This is a genomic window from Amycolatopsis sp. CFH S0740 (genome assembly GCF_004522315.1).
Lineage (GTDB): Bacteria > Actinomycetota > Actinomycetes > Mycobacteriales > Pseudonocardiaceae > Amycolatopsis > Amycolatopsis nivea.
Genome location: NZ_SDLS01000029.1, coordinates 100,830 through 122,351, shown reverse-complemented (window position 1 = coordinate 122,351; position 21,522 = coordinate 100,830). Strand labels below are relative to the sequence as shown.

The 21,522-nt window shown below is 69.5% G+C and carries 17 protein-coding genes; 14 read left to right on the top strand and 3 right to left on the bottom strand.

What is annotated here, in order from left to right:
* Positions 1-369: 369 nt before the first annotated feature.
* The gene (asnB, locus tag EIZ45_RS36105) at positions 370-2,211 is read right to left on the bottom strand and encodes an asparagine synthase (glutamine-hydrolyzing) (protein WP_134668031.1); all 1,842 of its coding nucleotides are present in this window, start codon (positions 2,209-2,211) and stop codon (positions 370-372) included.
* Between the two features lie 424 nt (positions 2,212-2,635).
* On the opposite strand from asnB, the gene kdpF reads away from it, so the two are divergent.
* The 13 genes from kdpF to EIZ45_RS36040 all read left to right on the top strand — a co-directional run bounded on the left by kdpF (position 2,636) and on the right by EIZ45_RS36040 (position 17,173).
* Positions 2,636-2,737: a K(+)-transporting ATPase subunit F gene (gene kdpF, locus EIZ45_RS36100; RefSeq protein ID WP_037358287.1), complete on the top strand. Its 102-nt coding sequence runs from the start codon at positions 2,636-2,638 to the stop codon at positions 2,735-2,737.
* 1 nt (position 2,738) lies between these two features.
* Positions 2,739-4,400 (top strand): potassium-transporting ATPase subunit KdpA, encoded by a 1,662-nt coding sequence (gene kdpA, locus EIZ45_RS36095; RefSeq protein ID WP_134668032.1) that lies wholly within the window; start codon positions 2,739-2,741, stop codon positions 4,398-4,400.
* Positions 4,397-6,490 carry a potassium-transporting ATPase subunit KdpB gene (gene kdpB, locus EIZ45_RS36090; protein WP_134668033.1) on the top strand — a complete coding sequence of 698 codons (2,094 nt, stop codon included), beginning with the start codon at positions 4,397-4,399 and terminating at the stop codon, positions 6,488-6,490. The genes kdpA and kdpB overlap by 4 nt, the downstream gene beginning before the upstream one ends.
* A 1-nt stretch (position 6,491) precedes the next feature.
* A complete protein-coding gene (locus EIZ45_RS36085; protein ID WP_134668034.1) occupies positions 6,492-7,103 on the top strand; it encodes a potassium-transporting ATPase subunit C in 612 nt (203 codons plus the stop codon).
* A 4-nt stretch (positions 7,104-7,107) separates the two neighbouring features.
* Positions 7,108-9,666: a sensor histidine kinase KdpD gene (locus EIZ45_RS36080; RefSeq protein ID WP_134668035.1), complete on the top strand. Its 2,559-nt coding sequence runs from the start codon at positions 7,108-7,110 to the stop codon at positions 9,664-9,666.
* Positions 9,663-10,361: a response regulator gene (locus tag EIZ45_RS36075; RefSeq protein ID WP_037810222.1), complete on the top strand. Its 699-nt coding sequence runs from the start codon at positions 9,663-9,665 to the stop codon at positions 10,359-10,361. The genes EIZ45_RS36080 and EIZ45_RS36075 overlap by 4 nt, the downstream gene beginning before the upstream one ends.
* A 77-nt stretch (positions 10,362-10,438) precedes the next feature.
* A complete protein-coding gene (locus EIZ45_RS46300) occupies positions 10,439-10,702 on the top strand; it encodes a hypothetical protein (RefSeq protein WP_158691431.1) in 264 nt (87 codons plus the stop codon).
* A gap of 18 nt (positions 10,703-10,720) precedes the next feature.
* Positions 10,721-11,002: a hypothetical protein gene (locus tag EIZ45_RS36065; protein WP_078870323.1), complete on the top strand. Its 282-nt coding sequence runs from the start codon at positions 10,721-10,723 to the stop codon at positions 11,000-11,002.
* A 271-nt stretch (positions 11,003-11,273) separates the two neighbouring features.
* Positions 11,274-11,570, top strand: a complete 297-nt coding sequence (locus tag EIZ45_RS36060) for an acylphosphatase (protein ID WP_063697666.1) — start codon at positions 11,274-11,276, stop codon at positions 11,568-11,570.
* Between the two features lie 179 nt (positions 11,571-11,749).
* Positions 11,750-15,352, top strand: a complete 3,603-nt coding sequence (smc, locus tag EIZ45_RS36055; RefSeq protein ID WP_134668095.1) for a chromosome segregation protein SMC — start codon at positions 11,750-11,752, stop codon at positions 15,350-15,352.
* Positions 15,353-15,488: 136 nt separating this feature from the next.
* Complete coding sequence (locus EIZ45_RS36050; RefSeq protein ID WP_205670229.1) at positions 15,489-16,031, top strand: hypothetical protein; 543 nt, start codon at positions 15,489-15,491, stop codon at positions 16,029-16,031.
* A 161-nt stretch (positions 16,032-16,192) separates the two neighbouring features.
* A complete protein-coding gene (locus EIZ45_RS36045) occupies positions 16,193-16,534 on the top strand; it encodes a beta/gamma crystallin domain-containing protein (protein WP_134668037.1) in 342 nt (113 codons plus the stop codon).
* A gap of 135 nt (positions 16,535-16,669) precedes the next feature.
* Positions 16,670-17,173 (top strand): hypothetical protein, encoded by a 504-nt coding sequence (locus EIZ45_RS36040; protein ID WP_037810227.1) that lies wholly within the window; start codon positions 16,670-16,672, stop codon positions 17,171-17,173.
* A gap of 50 nt (positions 17,174-17,223) precedes the next feature.
* Here the strand turns inward: EIZ45_RS36040 and EIZ45_RS36035 are convergent, their stop codons facing one another.
* On the bottom strand, positions 17,224-18,789 hold the full coding sequence (locus tag EIZ45_RS36035; protein ID WP_134668038.1) for a sodium:solute symporter: 1,566 nt from the start codon (positions 18,787-18,789) through the stop codon (positions 17,224-17,226).
* A gap of 9 nt (positions 18,790-18,798) precedes the next feature.
* Positions 18,799-20,013 carry an anhydro-N-acetylmuramic acid kinase gene (locus EIZ45_RS36030; RefSeq protein ID WP_134668039.1) on the bottom strand — a complete coding sequence of 405 codons (1,215 nt, stop codon included), beginning with the start codon at positions 20,011-20,013 and terminating at the stop codon, positions 18,799-18,801.
* Between the two features lie 140 nt (positions 20,014-20,153).
* Here EIZ45_RS36030 and ftsY point away from each other — a divergent pair, with 140 nt between their 5' ends.
* Positions 20,154-21,515, top strand: a complete 1,362-nt coding sequence (ftsY, locus tag EIZ45_RS36025) for a signal recognition particle-docking protein FtsY (protein WP_134668040.1) — start codon at positions 20,154-20,156, stop codon at positions 21,513-21,515.
* Positions 21,516-21,522 lie beyond the last annotated feature (7 nt).

Sequence of the window (21,522 nt, the reverse complement as noted above, 5' to 3'; positions counted from 1 at the left end):
AACAGGGAATCAGATTCCCTCAGGGTGGCCCTCACGGACGTTCGCACCGGCCAGGGGCAGCTGCATGCGCTGCGCTCGCGGGGGTTTCTCGCGCGCGGCGGGCTGGCGAGGTCCGTGAAGGGCTCATTGAGGGAATCAGGTTCCCCCAATGAGCCCTTCACGGACCTCAGCGGGAGGAGCACCCCGGCGCGTGTCATCGGCCGGTGCCCGCAGCGCCCTGGCAAGCGCCGCTGCCGCGAACCCACCGCACACCGCGCTACTGAGATAACCCCAATGCGGCATTGGGTGCGCTGAACGCAACCAATGCCGCATTGGGTGCGTCGCATGCACCCAATGCGGCATTGGGGCGCTCGCCGGTCGGGCAGGAGGTCAGTTGAGTTCCAGCTCCGGCGAGTACATGCCGAACCAGTGGTGCAGGTCCAGCGCCCGGTCCATGCCGATCCGCTGGGCCTGGCTGATCGCCGCCGGGTCCGTCGCCGCCGACTGCTGCAGCCATTCCCGGCTGACCATCTGGAACAGCGGGTTGTCCTTCTGCGCCAAGGCTTCCTTGACCTGCTCCTGCAGCGCGATCGCGTACCCCGGGTCCTGAGTGGACGGATACGGGCTCTTCACCCGGTCCCGCACCGACGCCGGCAGCACGTGCTTCGTCGCGTGCCGCAGCAGGCTCTTTTCCCGGCCGTCGTAGGTCTTGAGCGACCACGGCGTGTTGTAGACGTACTCGACGAGCCGGTGGTCGCAGAACGGCACGCGGACTTCCAGGCCGACCGCCATCGACATGCGGTCCTTGCGGTCGAGCAGCTGCCGCACGAAGCGGGTCAGGTGGAGGTTGCAGATGACCCGCATCCGCGATTCCCGCTCGGATTCGCCGTCCAGCAAGTCCACTTGGGACACCGCGGTGCGGTACTGGTCGTCGATGTAGGAATCCAGGTCGAGCTTCGCGGCGAGGCCCGGTTCGAGCAGCGAAGCACGGTCGTCCATCAGGCTGTTGCGGAACGCCAGCCACGGGAAGGTGTCCGCCTTCACCGCGGCCTCGTCGTGGAACCAGCGGTACCCGCCGAACACCTCGTCGGCCGATTCGCCGGACAGCGCGACCGTCGACTCCGCCCGGATCGCCTTGAACAGCAGGTACAACGACGTGTCCATGTCGCCGAGACCCGTCGGGATGTCGCGGGCGCGCAGCACCTTGCGGCGCACCTCGGGGTCGCTCAGGTCGGCCGGGTTCAGCATCACGTCCTGGTGCGCGGAACCGACCAGCTTGGCGACGTCGCGGATGTAGGGCGAGTCGGGGGTGTCGCGCATTTCGTCGGGCTGGAAGTTCTCCTCCTGCCCGAAGAAGTCGACCGAGAAGGTGCGCAGCTGCTCGCCTTCCTCGGCCAGCCGCGCGGCGGCGAGACCGGTGACCGCGCTCGAGTCGAGGCCGCCGGACAGCAGCACGCAGCGCGGGACGTCGGCGACCAGCTGCCGGTGGACGATGTCGGTCATCAGCTCGCGCACGCGCTCGACCGTCGTCTCCTGGTCGTCAGTGTGCTGCTTCGCGTCGAGCTTCCAGTAGGTGCGGGTGTTGATGCCCTCCCGGGTCACCGTCACGACGGTGGCCGGGTCGACCTCGTGCATGCCCTTCCACAGCGACCAGCCCGGACGCTTCGTGAAGCCCATCAGCTCGCGCAGGCCGTCGCTGTCGACCGCCTTGCGCGCCAACGGGTTCGCCAGGATCGCCTTCGGCTCGGAGCCGAACAGGACGCCGTCGCGGGTGGGGTAGTAGTAGAACGGCTTGATGCCCATCCGGTCGCGGATCATCACGAGCTTCTGGTCGCGCTCGTCCCAGATCGCGAACGCGTACATGCCGTTGAGGTGGTCGACGACCTCGGTGCCCCACTGCAGGTACCCGTGCAGCACGACCTCGGTGTCGCTGTCGGTCTCCCAGCGGTGGCCCAGTTTGGTGAGTTCTTCACGAAGTTCGGAGAAGTTGTACGCCTCGCCGCTGTAGACCATCGCGACCTCGCCGTTCGGGGTCTTGACGCTCATCGGCTGGCGTCCGCCCGGCAGGTCGATGATGGCGAGCCGGCGGTGACCGAGAGCGACCGAGCGGCGGACCCAGGTCCCGCGGTCGTCCGGTCCTCGGCAGGCCATGGTCTCGGTCATCGCGTCCGCGATCTCCTGCTGCCGCGTGAGATCCGTGTCGTAGGAAACCCAGCCCGCGATTCCGCACATACGAGCCCTCCCTGAACCTAGTTAGTTAGTTGATACAACTATTGGTTACTCAGGTGTAACACGGACCCCCGACCGTTGTCTGCCCGAATTGCACTCTCTGTCCTTGATCCGCTACCAGCTGTGCCGCAAGTCACCCACCAACTACGGAACGTCACGTGACCCCGCTGACCCGGATGGCGCTTGCCGCAGTGGCCCGGGTCACCGGCCGTCAAGATCGCGTAAACGCCCCCAGGTCGCGGCGTCAAGGAGGCGTCAGACGCGGGTGCTCACCCTCCGCGACGACCGCACAGTGGCTCTCGACCGACGGTCGCCCGTGCCGGGTGACCCTTCCTGAGAGGTGCCTCGTGGCGGATTTGCTGTACGCCCTATTGCTCATCGGCGTTTTCGCGGTGCTCGCCGGTGTCCTGCGCGGGCTGGAGAAGCTGTGAGCGGCGCGGGCACCGTGGCCAACATCGTCGGCGGGCTGCTGGCGCTTGGCCTCCTCGGCTACCTGTTCGTCGCCCTCGTGAGGCCGGAGAAATTCTGAGATGAGTGACGTCGCGGCCGGTTTCCTGCAAGCCGGCGTGCTCCTGGTCGCCCTCGCGGTGGTCTACAAACCCCTCGGCGACTACCTCGCCCGCGTCTTCTCCACCGAGAAGCACCTGCGGATCGAGAGGACCCTGTACAAGATCGTGCGGGTCGACCCGAACACCGAACAGCACTGGAAGACCTACGCCTCGGGCGTGCTCGGCTTCTCGTTCGTCTCGGTGATCCTGCTGTACTTGCTGCAGCGCCTGCAGTCGATCCTGCCGTGGAACTTCGACCGCGGGCCGGTTTCGCCCGCCGTCGCGTTCAACACCGCGGTTTCCTTCGTGACCAACACGAACTGGCAGTCCTACACGCCCGAGTCGACCATGGGCCACTTCGTCCAGATGGCCGGGCTCACCGTGCAGAACTTCCTCTCCGCGGGCGTCGGGCTCGCCGTGGCGATCGCGGTGACGCGCGGGTTCGTCCGCTCCCGCACCGACCGGCTCGGCAACTTCTGGGTCGACCTGACCCGCGGCACGATCCGCGTGCTGCTGCCGATGGCGTTCGTGTTCGCGCTCGTCCTCGTCGCGCTCGGCGTCGTGCAGAGCCTGCGGTCCGGCGTCGCGGTGACGAACCCGGACGGTTCCGGCAGCACGATCGCGCTGGCCCCGGCGGCGAGCCAGGAAGCGATCAAGGAACTCGGCACGAACGGCGGCGGCATCTTCAACGCCAACTCCGCGCACCCGTTCGAGAACCCGAACGTGTGGACCAACGTCATCGAGATGTTCCTGATCCTCGTGATCCCGGTCTGCCTGACCCGCGCCTTCGGACAGCTGGTCGGCAACCGCAAGCAGGGCTACGTCCTGCTGTCGGTGATGGCCGGTCTGTGGACGGCGATGCTCGCGGTGATCTGGACGTCCGAGGCGCGCACGAACAGCCCGTCGGCGCTGGCCGCGGGAGCGAATCTCGAAGGCAAGGAACTGCGGTTCGGGATCGGCGGCACGTCGCTGTTCGCCGACACCACCACCGGCACGTCGACCGGCGCGGTCAACGGCGCGCACGACAGCCTGTCCGGCCTCGGCGGCGGGGGCACGCTGCTGAACATGCTCTTCGGCGAGGTTTCGCCGGGCGGCGTCGGCACCGGGCTGTACGGGATCCTCGTCATGGCCGTGATCGCGATGTTCCTGGCCGGGCTAATGGTCGGGCGCACGCCGGAATACCTGGGCAAGAAACTCGGCAAGCGCGAGGTCACCTGCGCGGCGATCTCGATGCTGGCGATGCCCACCGTGGTCCTGCTCGGCTCCGGAATCGCCTTGCTGCTGCCGGGCACCCGGGACGCGCTCGGCAACTCGGGTCCGCACGGGCTGTCGGAAGTCCTCTACGGCTACACGTCCGCGGGCAACAACAACGGCAGCGCGTTCGGCGGTCTCACCGCGACCAGCGACTGGTTCCAGGCGTCGCTGTCGGTGGCCATGCTGATCGGCCGGTTCGTACCCATCGTCGCGGTGCTCTGCCTGGCGGGATCGCTTGCCTCGCAGAAGAAAGTTCCCGAAACCTCGGGCACGCTGCCCACCACCGGGCCGCTGTTCGGGACGTTGCTGACCGGCACTGTCGTCCTCGTCGCGGCCCTCACGTTCATCCCGGCGCTCGCGCTGGGGCCCATCGCGGAGGCGTTGGCATGACCATCACTCAGGAGCGGACTCCGGAAGAGGAGACGCAGCATCACGTAGAGAACGCCGGACGCGTCGGAGCGGGCGTCTTCAGTCCGAAGCAGCTGTGGTCGTCCATGCCGGACGCGCTGCGCAAGCTAAACCCGCGCCACCAGCTCAAAAACCCGGTGATGTTCGTGGTGTGGGCCGGTTCGGTCCTGACCACCGTCTTCGCGATCACCGACCCGAGCGTGTTCTCGATCCTCATCGCCGTGTGGCTGTGGTTCACCGTCGTGTTCGCGAACCTGGCCGAGGCCGTCGCCGAAGGACGAGGCAAAGCGCAGGCGGAATCGTTGCGGCGGACCAAAAAAGAGACTGTCGCGCGGCGGCTTACCGAGGACGGTTCCGAGGAGCAGGTGCCCGGTGTAGACCTGCGAGTCGGCGACCGCGTGGTGGTCGAGGCCGGGGAGGTGATCCCGGGCGACGGCGACGTCGTCGAAGGCATCGCTACGGTCGACGAATCGGCCATCACCGGCGAATCGGCCCCGGTGATCCGGGAGTCCGGCGGCGACCGTTCGGCGGTCACCGGCGGCACCACGGTGCTGAGCGACCGGATTGTCGTGCGGATCAGCACCAAGCCCGGCGAGTCCTTTGTGGACCGGATGATCGCTTTGGTGGAAGGCGCTTCCCGGCAGAAGACGCCGAACGAGATCGCGCTGACCATCCTGCTGTCGACGCTGACCATCATCTTCCTGCTCGCCGTCGTGGCACTGCAGCCGATGGCCGCGTACTCCGGCAGCCAGCAGTCGGTGATCGTGCTGAGCGCGCTGCTGGTCTGCCTGATCCCGACCACGATCGGCGCGCTGCTGAGCGCGATCGGCATCGCCGGAATGGACCGGTTGGTGCAGCGCAACGTCCTCGCCACCTCCGGCCGTGCGGTCGAAGCCGCCGGCGACGTCTCGACGCTGCTGCTCGACAAGACCGGAACGATCACCTTCGGCAACCGGCGCGCGACCGAGCTGATCCCGGTCGGCAAGTCCACTATGGACGATCTGGCGCGCGCGGCCCGGCTCTCCAGCCTCGCCGACGGCACGCCGGAAGGACGCAGCATTGTCGAGCTGATCGCCGAGCAGCACGGGCTTCCGGGCGCGGCGGACGACAGCGAGAAGCTCGCCGAGTTCGTTCCGTTCACCGCGCAGACCCGGATGAGCGGCGTCGACTTGGACGGCCGCGAGGTGCGCAAGGGCGCGACTTCGGCGGTGCGCCAGTGGGTCCGAGACCGCGGCGGCGACGTTCCGGACGAGACCGAACGCGTCGTGGACGAGATCAGCCAGCAGGGCGGAACCCCGCTGGTGGTCGCGGAAGCGGCGAACGGGACGGCGTTCGTGCGCGGGGTCATCCGGCTGTCGGACGTGGTGAAGCCGGGCATGAAGGAGCGGTTCGAGGAACTGCGCTCGATGGGCATCAAGACAGTGATGATCACCGGCGACAACCCGCTCACCGCACGCGCGATCGCCGAGGACGCGGGCGTCGACGACTATCTCGCCGAGGCCAAGCCCGAGGACAAGATGGCGCTCATCAAGAAGGAACAGGAGGGCGGGCGGCTCGTCGCGATGACCGGCGACGGCACGAACGACGCGCCCGCGCTCGCGCAGTCCGACGTCGGCGTCGCGATGAACACCGGGACCATGGCGGCGAAAGAGGCGGGCAACATGGTCGACCTCGATTCGAACCCGACGAAGCTGATCGAGATCGTCGGCATCGGCAAACAGCTGCTGATCACCCGCGGCGCGCTCACCACGTTCAGCGTGGCGAACGACCTGGCGAAGTACTTCGCCATCCTGCCGGCGATGTTCACCGGCATCTTCGCCCAGCTCGGCGCGCTCAACATCATGCACCTGGCGACGCCGAAGTCGGCGATCCTCTCCGCGGTGATCTTCAACGCGCTGATCATCGTCGCGCTGATCCCGCTCGCCCTGCGCGGCGTGCGGTACCGGCCGTCGTCGGCGTCCGCGCTGCTGCGCCGCAACCTGCTCGTCTACGGCCTCGGCGGGATCGTCAGCCCGTTCCTCGGGATCTGGGTGATCGACCTGATCGTGCGCCACATTCCAGGGATTGGCTGACATGAACGTCTTGCTCAAGCAGACCTGGGCGGGCCTGCGCCTGCTCCTCGCGATGACCGTGCTGCTCGGCATCGGTTACCCGCTGGGCGTGTGGGCGGTGTCCCGCGTCCCCGGCCTCCAGGGGCACGCCGAGGGTTCGGTGGTGACGCTGCACGGCCAGGCCGTCGGCTCGTCGCTGATCGGGATCGACCCGGTCGCCGCGGACCCGGCGCGCGACCCGTGGTTCCACAACCGGCCCTCGGCCGGTTCGAAGGACGTGCTCGGGCCGGGCGACCCGTCGACGTCGGGGCCGTCCAACAAGGGGCCGTACAACGAGGATCTGACCAAAGCCATCGCGCAGCGGCGGGCGCTGATCGCCCAACGCGAGGGCGTCACCCCGGCGGAGGTGCCCGCGGACGCGGTGACCGCTTCGGGCTCGGGCCTCGACCCGGCGATCAGCGTCGCGTACGCCGATCTCCAGGTGCTTCGCGTGGCCCGCAACACCGGGTTGAGCGAGGAGAAGGTGCGGCAGCTGGTCGCGGACAACACGAGCGGCAACGGGATCGGGGTGCCGGGCGTGAATGTGCTCCGGCTCAACCTTGCCGTGCATTCGGCCGCTCCTGGCGCACACTGACACAGTGAGCACCCCTGACACACCCCCGAAGCCGCGCCGAGGCGAACTGCGCATCTACCTCGGCGCGGCTCCGGGCGTCGGCAAGACCTTCGCCATGCTCGGCGAAGCCCGCCGTCGTCTGGACCGCGGCACGGACGTGGTCGTCGGCCTGGTCGAAACGCACGGCCGCGAGAAGACCGCCGACCTGCTCGACGGGCTGGAGGTCGTGCCGCGGCGCACGGTCAGCCATCGCGGGCACGAGTTCGCCGAGATGGACCTCGACGCGGTGCTCGCCCGCGCGCCCGAGGTCGTCGTCGTGGACGAGCTGGCGCACACGAACGTGCCCGGCGGACGGAACGAGAAGCGCTGGCAGGACATCGACGAGCTGCTCGAAGCGGGCATCGACGTGCTGTCCACGGTCAACGTCCAGCACCTGCAGAGCCTCAACGACGTCGTCGAGCGCATCACCGGCGTCACCCCGCAGGAAACCGTGCCGGACGAGGTCGTGCGCCGCGCGGAGCAGCTGGAGCTGGTCGACATCACGCCGGAGGCGCTGCGGCGGCGGCTCGCGCACGGCAACGTCTACCCTGCCGAGCGCATCGACGCCGCGCTGGGCAACTACTTCCGGCCCGGCAACCTCACCGCTTTGCGCGAGCTGGCGCTGCTGTGGGTGGCCGACCAGGTCGACGTCGCGCTGCAGCGTTATCGCGCCGAACAGAAGATCACCGATACGTGGGAAACGCGCGAACGGGTGGTCGTGTCGATCACCGGCGGTCCGGAAAGCGAGACGCTGATCCGGCGCGCTAGCCGGATCGCCACCCGGGCGGGCGCGGAACTGCAGGTCGTGCACATTCTGCGCGGCGACGGCCTGGCCGGGCTCGGGCCGACCGCGATGGCCCGCTGCCGCACGCTGGCCGAGGAGGTCGGCGCGACGTTTCACGCGGTGGTCGGCGACGACGTGCCCACGGCGCTGCTCGACTTCGCGCGCGGGGTCAACGCGACGCAGCTGGTCATCGGCACCTCGCGGCGGTCCCGGATCGCGCGGCTTTTCGACCAGGGCATCGGCGCGACCGTGGTGCAGCAGTCCGGGCCGATCGACGTGCACATGGTCACGCACTCCTACGCCGGCGGACGGCTGCGGGCGCGGCTGGGCACGAGCCCGCTGGCCCCATCGCGGCTCGTGCTGGGCTGGGTGCTGAGCATCGTGGCACCGGTCATCGCGACCGGTCTCGGCGTGCTGCTGCGCGACGCGGTCGAGTTCTCCACTGACGTGATCCTTTACGTGCTGGCCACCGTCATCGTCGCATTGGTGGGCGGGCTCGGTCCGGCGCTGGTAGCCGCGATTTTCGGGGCCGGGCTGCTGAATTTCTTCTTCACGCCGCCCCTGTACACACTGAATGTGCACAGTCCGCAGAACGTCGTGACGCTGATCGTGATGATCGTCGTGGCGGTGATGGTGGCGCTGGTCGTCGCTTCCGCCGCGCGGCGGGGAGTGGCAGCGGCGCGGGCTCGCACGGAGGCGTCGTTGTTGGCGTCTTATGCGCGAACGGTGTTGACCAATCCGAACCCGATCGAGCGGTTGCTGGAGAAGGTACGAGAGAACTTTGGCCTCACTTCCGTGACGCTGCTGGAGAAACGCAATGGCAAGTGGGACAAGGTCGCGCTGTCCGGCGGCGAGCCGTGTGCGGATCCGGATGAGGCTGATGTGGACATTGCGGTGACTGCTGACGTCCACCTGACATTGCGCGGTCGCGCATTGCCCGCGGCGGACCGTCGGGTGCTCGAAGCCGTTGCGGGACAAGCATTGCTCGCCTTGCGGCAGCAGCGTATGGCAGCGGCTGCGGCGGCCGCCGAACGCAAGGCTGAGGCGACCGAGTTGCGCACGACGCTGCTGTCCGCGGTCGGACATGACCTGCGGACGCCGCTCACGTCCATCAAGGCGGCGATCGGCAGTCTGCGCGCGCCGGATCTTTCGCTGTCCGATGAGGACACTGAGGAACTGATGGAAGCGGTGGAGCTTTCCGCGGACCGGCTCGCCGGGCTGATCGACAACCTCCTCGACTCGTCGCGGCTGGCGACCGGCGCGGTCACCCCGCACCTGCGGCCGGTCGGTTACGACGAAGTGGTCGCGCATGCACTGTCCAATGTGGACAACTCGCACAACGTGCAGGTATCGGTGGACGCACGATTGCCTTCGGTGCAAGCAGATCCCGGCCTGCTGGAACGAGTGATCGCGAACGTGCTCGACAACGCTCTCCGACACGGCGGCGGCGACGTTTCCGCGCGGGCCAGCGCGCATTCGGAGTTCGTGGAACTGCGGATTGTCGACCACGGAAAGGGCCTGCGGAAGGGGACCGCGGAGTCCGCGTTCGCGCCGTTCCAGCGACTGGGCGGCGACCGGGACTCGACGCCGGGCGTCGGGCTCGGCTTGTCGGTCGCGAAGGGGTTCACCGAGGCGATGGGCGGTACCGTTCGCGCGGAGGACACTCCTGGTGGAGGGTTGACGGTGGTGATCTCGCTGCCGGCCTGTACCGGCCGGGAACTCGTGGAAGCCGAACCGGCGGAGGAGGGGGTGGCGCGATGACTGCCGATCCAGCGGCGACGGTGCTGGTCGTCGACGATGAACCGCAGATCGTGCGTGCGTTGCGGATCAACCTCAACGCACGCGGGTACAAGGTGATCACCGCGCACGACGGCACCGCTGCGCTGAAAGCGGTCGCCGAAACGAAACCCGACGTGGTGGTGCTCGATCTCGGCCTGCCTGATTTAGACGGCACCGAGGTGATCGCAGGCCTGCGCGGCTGGACGACGGTGCCGATCATCGTGCTGTCCGCGCGCGGTGATTCGGCGGACAAGGTCCAGGCACTGGACGCCGGTGCGGACGATTACGTCACCAAACCGTTCGGCATGGACGAACTCCTGGCCCGCCTGCGAGCCGCGGTCCGCCGCTCGTCGGTCGGCGGCACGGACGGCGCGGAAGCGGTGGTGGACACCGGCTCGTTCACGATCGACCTGGCCGCGAAGAAGGTGCTGCGCGAGGGACGCGAGGTGCACCTGACCAAGACGGAATGGGGAGTGCTGGAACTGCTGGTCCGCAACCGCGGCCGGCTGGTGGCACAGAAACAGCTGCTGCACGAGGTGTGGGGGCCGTCGTATGAGACGGAATCCCATTATCTGCGGGTGTATCTGGCGCAATTGCGGCGGAAGCTGGAGCCGGAGCCTTCACGGCCGCGGCACTTGCTCACCGAACCTGGGATGGGGTACCGCTTCGAGGCCTGAGCTGCCAGAAAAGCCGTGAGGGGAACCCTGAGGGAATCAGATTCCCTCAGGGTTCCCCTCACGTACTTCAGCGGCTGGTGGAACTCGTCGGGTTGGTGTCCGAAGTGGACGCGCTCGGCGACGAGGACGACGACGGCTGGCCGCCGGTCGAACTGCTGCCAGAGCTGGGCGGCGGGCTGTCCGGAGGCGACGAGGGGGTGCTCGGCGGGGTGGACGGCGTCGTCGAGGCCGTGGAGCTGGTCGGCGGTTTCGGCGTCGTCGGGTGGCTGGTCGGCGGGTCGCTGCGGTCCGACGTCGTGCCCGGCACCGGTTGCCCGCCACCAGGCTGTCCGCCGGGCTGACCGGCGTTCGGCGGAGGCGTGATCACGCTCGTCGTCGGCTTCCCGTCCGGGCCCACCGCCACCACCGTGGTCGGGGTCGGCGGGGAGGTCTGGCCGGGGGTCGGCGAGCCGGGGACGGTCATCGGGCCGCCGGGGACGGCGTTGCCCGGCACGACTACCTGGGAGCTGCCCTGCAGTCCGCCCTGGCCGCCGCCGGTGGTGTTCGTCGCGGTGTCGGTGACCGAGCCGGGGCCGGCGAGTTCGGCGACCGCGGCGAAGGCCGTCGCGACCACGAGGCCGCTGACGCCCAGGATCGCGTAGCCGGAGCGGCTCAGCCTCCCGCTCGCGCCCTTCGGCGGAGCGGTGGGGGCAGCGCTCACCGCGATCTCGGGCGACGCTGAGCTTGGTTCAGGCCCGTCGGGACGGGACATGCAGGCTCCTTAGAAGGGGTCAACGCTCAAGTCGAGGGGCGGCAACGGGGGAGCGGGGCTCCGGCCCCGGATGCCAGGCGGGAGGTTATCACTGCTCAGCACCCGTTCGCGCGACCGAGGGACGGGGCCGTCACCGTCCGCAGCCGGGGGTGTGCGGCAGGATGGGGCCGGTGAACGAGCAGGAATCGCCCGTCCGGCTGGCCGCCTGGGTGCACGGGCAGGTGCAGGGTGTCGGTTTTCGCTGGTGGACCCGGAGCCGGGCGCTGGAACTCGGGCTGACCGGATTCGCCAGGAATCTCCCGGACGGGCGTGTCGAGGTGGTCGCGGAGGGTAGCCGGGGCAACTGTGCGCAGTTGCTGAGCGCGCTGCGCTCCGGAACCTCACCCGGAAGAGTGGATCAGGTAGTTGAACGCTGGACCGCCGCCAAGGGCGGGCTGGACGGGTTCGCCGAACGCTGAGGCGGGTGGGGCGGCTGCGGCTGACGGGGTGCTTGGGGTTGCCGGGGCGGTCGGTCCTGTGCTAGGCGCGCCCGGGCGGCCCGGCCTCCCACGGCGCCGGAGAACCCCCGGGTAGCCTGTCCCGAACCGGGGGAACCGGTAGCCATCCAGTACCCGTGGCCAAGAGGGGTCGGCAGCACGTGCACCTGAAAAGCCTGACGCTCAAGGGCTTCAAGTCCTTCGCCTCGGCGACCACGCTGCGCTTCGAACCCGGCATCACCTGCGTGGTCGGCCCGAACGGCTCCGGAAAGTCGAACGTCCTCGACGCGCTGCGCTGGGTCATGGGCACCCAGGGCGCGAAGGACCTGCGCGGCGGCAAGATGGAAGACGTCATCTTCGCCGGCACCGCGGGACGCGCCCCGCTGGGCCGCGCCGAGGTCACGCTCACCATCGACAACGCCGACGGCGCGCTGCCCATCGAGTACGCCGAGGTCTCCATCACCCGCCGGATGTTCCGCGACGGCGCGAGCGAGTACGAGATCAACGGCGACCGCTGCCGGCTGATGGACGTCCAGGAACTGCTGTCGGACTCCGGCATCGGCCGTGAGATGCACGTCATCGTCGGGCAGGGCCAGCTGTCGGCGATCCTGGAATCCAAGCCCGAGGAGCGGCGCGCGTTCATCGAGGAGGCCGCGGGCGTCCTCAAGCACCGCAAGCGCAAAGAGCAGACCCTGCGCAAGCTCAACAACATGCAGGGCAACCTCGACCGGCTCACCGACCTCACCACCGAACTGCGCCGCCAGCTCAAACCGCTGGGCAAACAGGCCGAGATCGCCCGCAAGGCCCAGTCGGTGCAGTCCGACCTGCGCGACGCCCGGCTCCGGCTGCTCGCCGACGACCTGGTCACCCAGCGCGAGTCGATCCAGCGGGACGAAGCCGACGAGCGCACCGCCCGCCAGCGCCGCGCCGAGGTCGAGCAGGCGTTGGAAATCGTGTCCGCGGAAGAAACCGAGCTGGAGGCTTCGCTCGCCGAGGACGCGCCGCGGCTGCAGATCGCGCAGGAGACTTGGTACAAGCTGTCGGCGCTCACCGAACGGTTGCGCGGCACCGTGCGGCTGGCCGTCGAGCGGCAGCGGCACCTTTCTTCCGACGTCTCCGCGCCCACCGGCGGCCGTGACCCGGAGGAACTGCTCGCCGAGGCGGAACAGGCCGCGGAGCGCGAGCAGGAGCTGACCGAGGCGGTCATGGAGGCCCGCGAACTTCTCGCGGAAACCGTGCTGCGCCGGGAAGATCTCGAACAGCGGGTGCAGGCCGCGGAGCGCGCGCACTGGGCCGCGGTCCGCGCGATCGCCGACCGTCGCGAGGGCATGGCGAAGCTGACCGGTCAGGTCGAAGCGTTGCGCAGCAAGAACGGCGCGACCGCGGAAGAGGTCGACCGGCTCACCGTCGGGCTGCAGGAAGCGGCCGAGCGCGCGGAAATCGCGGTCGAGGAGCTGGAAGAAGCCAAAGCCGTTGGCGGCACGGAAGAATCCGACGACGCCGAGCTGCAGCAGCGCCACGACCGCGCGGTGGAGGCGAACAACGCCGCCAAGGCTCGCGTCGAAGAACTGGTGAAGGCCGAACGCGGTTCCGAGCGCGAGATCGCGTCGGAGAAGGCTCGCGTCGAGGCCTTGTCGATGGGGCTCAAGCGCAAGGACGGCGCGGGTGCGCTGCTCGGCGCGTCCGCGGAATTGCCGGGCCTGCTCGGTTCGGTCGCCGCGTTGCTGACCGTGCAGCCGGGGCACGAGGTCGCGCTGGCCGCCGCGCTCGGACCGGTGGCCGACGCGGTCGCGGTGTCCGGCGGCGAGAACGCGCTGTCCGCGCTGAAGTACTTGAAGGAAACCGATTCCGGCCGCGCCGGGATCGTGCCTGCCGGTGCTGGGTCCACTGTGGACACCAGCTCGTGGCCGCCGCTGCCCGAGGGCGCCCGCTGGGCTCGCGAGGTCGTCAGCGCGCCGGAGCAGTTGCGTCCCGCGGTCGAGAAGGCGCTGGACCGGCTCGCGCTGGTGCCGGATCTGGAAAGCGCGCGCCAGCTCGTGGCGCAGCACCCTCAGGTGCGGGCGGTCACCGCCGAGGGCGATGTCTTCGGGGCCGACTGGATCGCCGGTGGTTCCGCCGCTCGTGAGAGCGTGATCGAGGTCCAGGCAGCGGTCGACGAGGCGCAGGAACGCTTGCGTACGGCCGAACGCGCGCTGGAGCAGTACTCCGCCGAACTGGAAGGCGCCCGCGCCGAGCAGCAGTCCCGGCGTGAAGAGGTCGGACAGGCGAAGGACGCGCTGGGCGAAGCCAAGGTGCGCAAGGCCCGTTCCTCCGAGCGGCTCAACCGGTTGCAGCAGGCGGCGCGGTCCGCGCAGGCCGAGGTCGAACGGCTGACCCAGCAGCGTGCGAAGGTCGAGCAGAGCCGCGAGCAGGCGCTGGAACAGTTGGCAGAGCTGGAAGAACGCCTCGCCGCGGTCGCCGAGCAGCCGGTCGAAGACGACCCGGACACTGCCGAGCGCGACGAGGCTGCCGAGCAGCTTGCCGTGGTGCGGCAGGAAGAAGTCGAAGCGCGGCTCGCGCAGCGCACTGCCGAGGAACGCGCGCGCAGCATCGCCGGGCGCGCGGAATCGTTGCGCCGCGCAGCCTATGCCGAGCAGCAGGCCCGCGAGCGCGCGGCCAAGGCCAGGGAAGCGCGCGAGCGTGGCGCGGAAATCGCGAACGCGGTCGTCAACGCCGGTGAATTCGCGCTGGAGCGGATCGAGCTGTCCGTGCAGCGCGCGGCTGCCGAGCGCGACGAAGCCCAGGCGCAGCGCCAAACCCGCGAAACCGCGCTCACCGCGGTGCGCGCGAAGGTGCGCGAGCTGTCCGGTGAACTCGAGAAGCTGACCGACGCCGTCCACCGCGACGAGGTGCTGCGCGCCGAGCAGAAGCTGCGGCTGGAAACGCTGGAAGCCAAGATCGCCGAGGACTTCGGCATCGGGCTGGCGGACCTGGTCGAGGAGTACGGCCCGAACGTGCCGGTGCCGCCGAGCGCGGGCGAGATGGCCGAGTACGAGGCGGCCAAGGAGCGCGGCGAGGACGTCACCCCGCCGCCGCCGATGCCGTACGACCGCGACACCCAGGCCCGCCGCGCCAAGCGCGCGGAGAAGGACCTGACCCTGCTGGGCAAGGTGAACCCGCTGGCGCTGGAGGAATTCGCGGCGCTGGAGGAGCGGTACAAGTTCCTCTCCACCCAGCTGGAAGACCTCAAGGACACCCGCAAGGACCTCGAGGCCGTCATCAAGCAGGTCGACGAGAAGATCCTGGAGGTCTTCACCTCGGCCTACGCCGACGTGGCGCGCGAGTTCGAGACCGTCTTCGGCGTGCTGTTCCCCGGCGGCGAGGGCCGGATGGTGCTCACCGAGCCGAACGACCTGCTCGCCACCGGCGTCGACGTCGAGGCGCGCCCGCCGGGCAAGAAGGTCAAGCGGCTGTCGCTGCTGTCCGGTGGCGAAAAGTCGCTGGTGGCGGTCGGCATGCTGGTGGCGATCTTCCGCGCCCGCCCTTCGCCCTTCTACGTGATGGACGAGGTCGAGGCGGCGCTGGACGACACCAACATGCGCCGGCTGATCGGCCTGCTGGAGCAGCTGCGCGATTCGTCGCAGCTGATCATCATCACGCACCAGAAGCCGACGATGGAGATCGCCGACGCGCTGTACGGCGTGAGCATGCAGGGCGACGGCATCACCAAGGTGATCTCGCAGCGGCTGCGCACGGCGGAAGAGGAACCCGTCCCGGCTTCCTGAGCGGGGTTGCGCCGTTCAGCCGATCCTGCCCGAACGGGCAGGGCTGGCCGGACTGCTGTCCGATCGGCCAACTGCTGCCGGATCCGTGCGTCTTCAGGGGTGTTCGCAAGCACCACATCCTGGAGGGGATTCGACAATGCGCACCATCGTGGCCCGCACCCTGATTTCCGGTTCGCTGCTCGGCGCCGCCCTCGCGGTCGCCGCGTGCGGCGGCGGCTCGCCGACCGGGCAGGCCGCAGCCGCGCCGACTGCGCTCTCGGCCGCGCCGACCGCTTCTTCCGTGGCCGCACCGACTTCTTCCGCGACGCCCACGCCGTCCGCCCAGGCCCCGGCGCACCAGAGCAAGCCCAAGCCGCGCTCGACCCCGGCCAAGGAACAGCCCGGCGACCGCTTGCCGGGCAAGGGAGAACTCGGCAACGGCGCGGACTGCGGCCCCATCGACGGCCCCGGCGGCAAGGTCGACGTGGTGACCGAGGCGATGCCCGCCGGAACCGTCGGCTGCACCGAAGCGATCAACGTGATGTCCGACTATCTGGCCCAGGCCCCGACCAAGGCCGAGGGCACCGGGCGTTTCCTCGACGTCGACGGCTGGAACTGCGGATACGACGGCGGAAACGGCGGCAGCAAGCAGATTTTCTGCGGCAGCAAGGGTCTTTCGTTCCACGGCAAGGCCGTGTGAGTGCGGCACTTTTCTCTCGCGCCCCGGGTACGAACGGGTAGAAGCGGGCGCCGCGGCTGTCCGCTCGCCGTCCGGGGCTGGCACGGTCGGTCTTGTCCGGCGGCGCGGTTGAGCCGGGCGCACCTTCAAGGCAGCACTGGGAGAAAGGTTCCACAGCGATCATGCCTTCACTCGTCAAGAGACTCGCGATCGGCGGCGCCGCGGCGCTCGCGCTGGCCGTCACCGTTCCGGCCGGTCAGGCGTTCGCCATCGACCGGGTCGCGTGCAACGGCCGCACCGACTTCGTCCAGCTGCGCCTCGCGGGCGGAAGCCCGTGGGACGGCAGCGATGTCGCCTGCTTCGCCAACAGCGGCGCGACGTACGTGGACCTGGGCGGCGTCACCCGGGTCGACTCCGGCAACAACTCGGTCACCCTGTACTGGGACGGCGGCCGGACCGACCTCGGGCGCTGGCAGGGCGGCGACCTGAACTTCGTGCACGTGCGGCAGGTCGTGATCCACTAAGCGATTCCGCCGGCGGCCCGGCTTTCCCGCATCGAGGGGAGGCCGGGCCGTTCGCTGTCACACTGCCGACCCGGCGTTGGCCCCATAGAGTGAATCCGGCCGAACGGCGGCCGAGAGCCGGGGAGGTACTTCTTCATGCGCGCGATGGTGCCCAAAGCCGTTGTCACGGCGTCGATTCTCGCGTTCGGCGCCCTGCTCTCGGCTTGCGGCGGGAGCAGCGACCCGGCGGCCGCCGTCTCGTCCCCGCCGTCGGTCGCGCTCACTGTCACGTCCGTGCCGGCGAGCCCCCTGCCGAGCAGCAAAGCAGCGCCGTCGAGCAAGACGCACAGCCCGGGCGAATCCCAGGACAGCAGCTCGGACGCTGGGGAAACGGTCGGCCCGCCGGTCGATTGCGGCCCGATCGACGCGCCCAACGGAAAGGTCGGCCTGGCCGCCGCCGAGACCAAGGCCGGTCGCCCTGGCTGCACCGAGGCGATCAACGTGATCACCCAGTACTTCGAGGACGCGCCGAAAAAGGCCGAGGGCACCGCGCACGTGCTGAACGTGAGCGGCTGGCGGTGCATGGCCGACACCGGCGCGCAGGGCAGCGGCCGGATCGGCTGCGACAAGGACGGCATGGTCTTCTACACACAGCCGTAAACGCGCTCTCGCCGGGCTCCCGAGGGAACCCGGCGAGAGAAAAGCCCTTGCTAGGCAGGGGTTTCCGCGGGCTCCTCGACCTGCTCGACGTTCGGGTCGGCACCGCGCCGCCGCAGCGACAGCAGCCCGCCCACGATCAGCGTGATCAGCACGCCGGCGAAGGTGTACCAATACGTCGCCAGCGGCACGAGCGTCTTCGTCGCCGCGCCGAACTGGATGTGCACCTCGGTGGTCGCCTTGTCGAATTTCACGAACAGGATCAGGAAGGCCATCCCGACCACCGAGCAGGCGAACGCGATCACCGCGTCGGACTGGCGGGCCTTGCGCACCAGCAGGCCGAGGAAGAACGACCCGAGCAGCGCGCCGTAGGTGTAGCCGACGATCCCGAGGCCCTGCTGGATCACCGGGTCCTTCGAGTTGGTGAACATCGAGGCGAACACCGCGAACACGGCCGCCCAGATGAGTGTCCACATGCGACCGTGCCGGAGCAGTTTGGCGTCCTCGATCGACTTGTGCGTGAACCGCTGGTAGAGATCGGCGATCGTGGAGGTGGACAGCGCGTTGAGCGCGGACGCGAGCGCGCCCATGGTCGACGCGAGAATGCCGGCGATCAAGAGCCCGGCGAGGCCGACCGGAAGGTCGTTGACGATGAAGTTGGAGAACACGTCGTCGCCGGACATCTTCCCGGCCGCGACCGCGGTGGCCGTCGCGCCGGTCTTGCCGCCGGTGTAGACCCACAGCATCGCGCCGACGAGCAGGAACAGCGCGAACTGGATGAACACCACGATGGACGAGCCGATCAGCGCGCGCTGGCCGTCGCGCAGGTTCCGGCAGGACAGCAGACGGCCGACGATCAGCTGGTCCGCACCGTGCGAAGCCATCGACAGGAACGCGCCGCCGACTACCGCGCAGAGGAACGCGTACGGGTTGGTGAGCAGGTTCGACGCGAAGTCGGTGAGCTGGAACCGGCCCTGGCTCGAAGCGATCTGCGTCCAGCCGGACGGCAGCTTCGTGGACAGGAAGATCACCGCGCCGATCGCGCCGAGGATGTAGAGCGACCACTGGATGACGTCCACCCAGATCACCGACTTGATGCCGCCGACGAACGCGTAGACCACGGTCAGCGCGGTCAGCAGCACGACGATGTGCCAGTACTCGGTGTGGATGCCGTAGTGGCCGAGGATCGCCTTGATCGGGATCGCCCCGGCGAACAGCCGCAGCCCCTCGGCGAGCAGCCGCGTCACCACGAAGGTGACCGACGCGGTGCCCTGCAGCCCGCGGCCGAAGCGGCGGCCGAGGAATTCGTACGCGCTCACGTAGTTGCCGCGGAAGTAGCGCGGCAGCAGCACGAACGCGGCGATCACGCGGCCGATGATGTAGCCAAACGCGACTTCGAGGAACAGGAAGGCGCTGCCGAACACGAGCCCGGGCGTCGAGATGACGGTGAGCGTGGACGTCTCGGTGGCGACCACCGAGAGCGTGACCGCCCACCAGGGCATGCTGCGCTCGCCGACGAAGTAGTCGTTCGCGGACTTCTGTCTGCGTCCGACCAGCACGCCGATGACCGGCATCGCCGCGAGGTACACGATGACGATCACCAGATCGACTGGATTCATGGGGTTCTCCTACCGTGGTTGCCCGGATTCCGCGACCCGGAGCCGGGTCGCGGCGCCCCCCAGCGGGGCGGGGAGATTCAGGGGCGCCGCACCCGGCGTCAGCGCGCCGAGCAGGCGGGGACCGCTCGCACCGGTGGCCGAGGGCAGCGTCGCCGGGACGCCGCACCAGCTCAGCCAGCCGAGCAGCGCGGTCAAGTAGGCCTCTTTGCCGGAGCCGGGGAGGCCGAGGTCGTCGCTGGTGCGGAGCGCGCCTTCGGGAAGATGCCGCGCCAGCGCCGCCATGGTCGCCGGGTTCGCGACGCCGCCGCCGGACGCGACAACGGTCGCGACGCCGTGCCGCCGGCATTCCGCGGCGACCGTCGCGGCGGTCAGCTCGGTGAGCGTCGCCAGCAGATCCTCCGCGGACAACGACGGCAGACCGGACAGGGCTGCGTTCAGGTATCCGCCGTGGAAGTGCTCTTTGCCAGTGGATTTCGGGGGAGGGGCGGCGAAATAGGGGTCGGCGAGCAACCGGTCGAGCAGGTCCTTCCGGACCGAGCCGGCGAGCGCGAGCCGTCCGTCGACGTCGGCGGACAGCTTGCCGTCGCTGACGTGGGCGGCGGCGAGATCGAGCAGCGCGTTGGCCGGGCCGGTGTCGTACGCGAGCACCTTGTCCGACTGCGTGACCACGGTGATGTTCGCGATGCCGCCGAGGTTGAGCGCGGCCACCGGACGTCCGGTCTCCTCGGCGAGGCCGCGCAGCCACATCGCGTCGAGCGTGCTCGCCAGCGGCGCGCCCTGACCGCCCGCGGTGATGTCGCGGATGCGGAGGTCGGCGATCACCGGCACGCCGGTGCGCTCGGCGATCCACGCCGGCTGGCCGAGCTGGAGCGTGCCGAGCGCGACGCCGTTTTCGACCCAGTGGTAGACGGTCTGGCCGAGCGAGGCGATCACGTCCACCGGCCCGTACGCGGCGATCCCGCGCGCGGCCGCGTCCGCGAACGCCTGGCCGACCCGGGTGTCGAGGACGGTCAGCTGCCGCGCGCTGCTCGGCCGCGGCGGGAACGCGTCGAGGAGGTCCGCGCGGAGGTCGGCGGGATACGGCATGTCGAGCTCGCCGAGCGGGGTGAGGACGACGGTCCCGTCGTCTTCGCGGATTTCGGCGACCGCGACGTCGATTCCGTCCACGGACGTGCCCGACAGCAGCCCGAGGACGCGGAAACAGTGGCCGGCGGGGGTGGTCATCCGATGTGGTCTAGTCAACGCGGAAGGGGTGGCGCAAGACGCTTCGTGGAGTCTTGGCCGAATCGGAACCGTTCGCGTTACTCGTTGGCCTCGCGGTGGGGTGTCCGGTGGCTTGTGCACGCGGATGACAGGATGGTGGCGTGTCGAGCACCTGGTTCTGGATCGTTGTCGTCGCCGTCGTCGTCCTGGTCGCCGTGCTGGTGTCCGGGCTGCTCATCGCGCGCAAGCGGCGGATCAGCATCGCCGAACAGCGCAAGGTCGAGGAGAAGCCGAAGGGCGGCGGGTACGCCGCGAGCGGCGGGATCTCCTTCGCGTCCGGCGGAACGGCCGTCGAGGCGAAACCCGAGCCTGCTCCTTCGCCGGAGCCGGAGCCTTCGCAGGAGTCGGTGGTCGAGCACCCCGTCGAGGACCGGCCGGAAGTCGACGGCCAGCCCGCGGTCGGCGACGACGCCGCGGTCCCGCGCGACTCCGACCAGCGCACGGTGCGCGACGTCAAGCTCCCCGAACCGGTCGAGGAAGAAGCTCCCGAAGCGGTCGTGCCGGGAACGGTCGAGCCGATCGAGGAGATCGAGTCCCCGGCCGGCCGGCTCGAGCGCCTGCGCGGCCGCCTGTCGAAGTCCCGGTCGGTGTTCGGGCAGAGCCTGCTGGGCCTGCTCGGCGGCGGCGACCTGGACGAGGACTCGTGGCAGGACGTCGAAGACACGCTGCTCATGGCGGACCTCGGCGCAGCCACGACGACCCAGATCGTGGACCGGCTGCGCGACGAACTGAACCGCCGCGCGGTGCGCACATCGGACGAAGCCCGCGAACTGCTGCACGAGGTGCTGACCGCGGCGCTGTCCACGGACGCCGAGCGCTCCGTCCGGGCCCTGCCGCACGAGGTAGACGGCAAGAAGCAGCCCGCGGTCGTGCTGGTGGCGGGCGTGAACGGCACCGGCAAGACCACGACGACCGGCAAACTCGCGCGAGTGCTGGTGGCCCAGGGCGGCACTGTGGTGCTGGGCGCGGCCGACACGTTCCGCGCCGCGGCCGCCGACCAACTCCAGACGTGGGGCGAACGCGTGGGCGCCTCGGTGGTGCGAGGCAAGGAAGGCGCAGACCCGGCGGCAGTCGCGTTCGACGCGGTCAAGCAGGGCATCAGCGAGGGCGTGGACACGGTCCTGGTCGACACCGCGGGCCGCCTCCACACGAAGACCGGCCTGATGGACGAACTCGGCAAGGTGAAGCGAGTCGTGGAAAAGCAGGCGCGAGTGGACGAGGTCCTGCTCGTGCTGGACGCGACGACCGGACAGAACGGGCTCGCGCAGGCCCGGGTGTTCGCCGAGGTCATCGACGTGACGGGCATCGTCCTGACCAAACTGGACGGCACCGCCAAGGGCGGGATCGTGTTCCAGGTCCAGAAGGAACTGGGAGTGCCGGTGAAGCTGGTGGGGCTGGGCGAGGGGCCGGATGATCTGGCGCCGTTTGAGCCTGGTGCGTTCGTGGACGCTTTGCTGGGCTGATTCGCCT

What these genes read in the sequence shown, in the direction of transcription:
- EIZ45_RS36085 (WP_134668034.1), top strand. Translation starts at nt 6,492, where the DNA reads ATGAACGTCTTGCTCAAGCAGACCTGGGCGGGCCTGCGCCTGCTCCTC.
- EIZ45_RS36075 (WP_037810222.1), top strand. Translation starts at nt 9,663, where the DNA reads ATGACTGCCGATCCAGCGGCGACGGTGCTGGTCGTCGACGATGAACCG.
- asnB (WP_134668031.1), bottom strand. Translation starts at nt 2,211, where the DNA reads ATGTGCGGAATCGCGGGCTGGGTTTCCTACGACACGGATCTCACGCGG.
- kdpB (WP_134668033.1), top strand. Translation starts at nt 4,397, where the DNA reads ATGACCATCACTCAGGAGCGGACTCCGGAAGAGGAGACGCAGCATCAC.
- kdpA (WP_134668032.1), top strand. Translation starts at nt 2,739, where the DNA reads ATGAGTGACGTCGCGGCCGGTTTCCTGCAAGCCGGCGTGCTCCTGGTC.
- EIZ45_RS36060 (WP_063697666.1), top strand. Translation starts at nt 11,274, where the DNA reads ATGGGGCCGGTGAACGAGCAGGAATCGCCCGTCCGGCTGGCCGCCTGG.
- EIZ45_RS36035 (WP_134668038.1), bottom strand. Translation starts at nt 18,789, where the DNA reads ATGAATCCAGTCGATCTGGTGATCGTCATCGTGTACCTCGCGGCGATG.
- EIZ45_RS36050 (WP_205670229.1), top strand. Translation starts at nt 15,489, where the DNA reads ATGCGCACCATCGTGGCCCGCACCCTGATTTCCGGTTCGCTGCTCGGC.
- EIZ45_RS36040 (WP_037810227.1), top strand. Translation starts at nt 16,670, where the DNA reads ATGCGCGCGATGGTGCCCAAAGCCGTTGTCACGGCGTCGATTCTCGCG.
- EIZ45_RS36045 (WP_134668037.1), top strand. Translation starts at nt 16,193, where the DNA reads ATGCCTTCACTCGTCAAGAGACTCGCGATCGGCGGCGCCGCGGCGCTC.
- EIZ45_RS36030 (WP_134668039.1), bottom strand. Translation starts at nt 20,013, where the DNA reads ATGACCACCCCCGCCGGCCACTGTTTCCGCGTCCTCGGGCTGCTGTCG.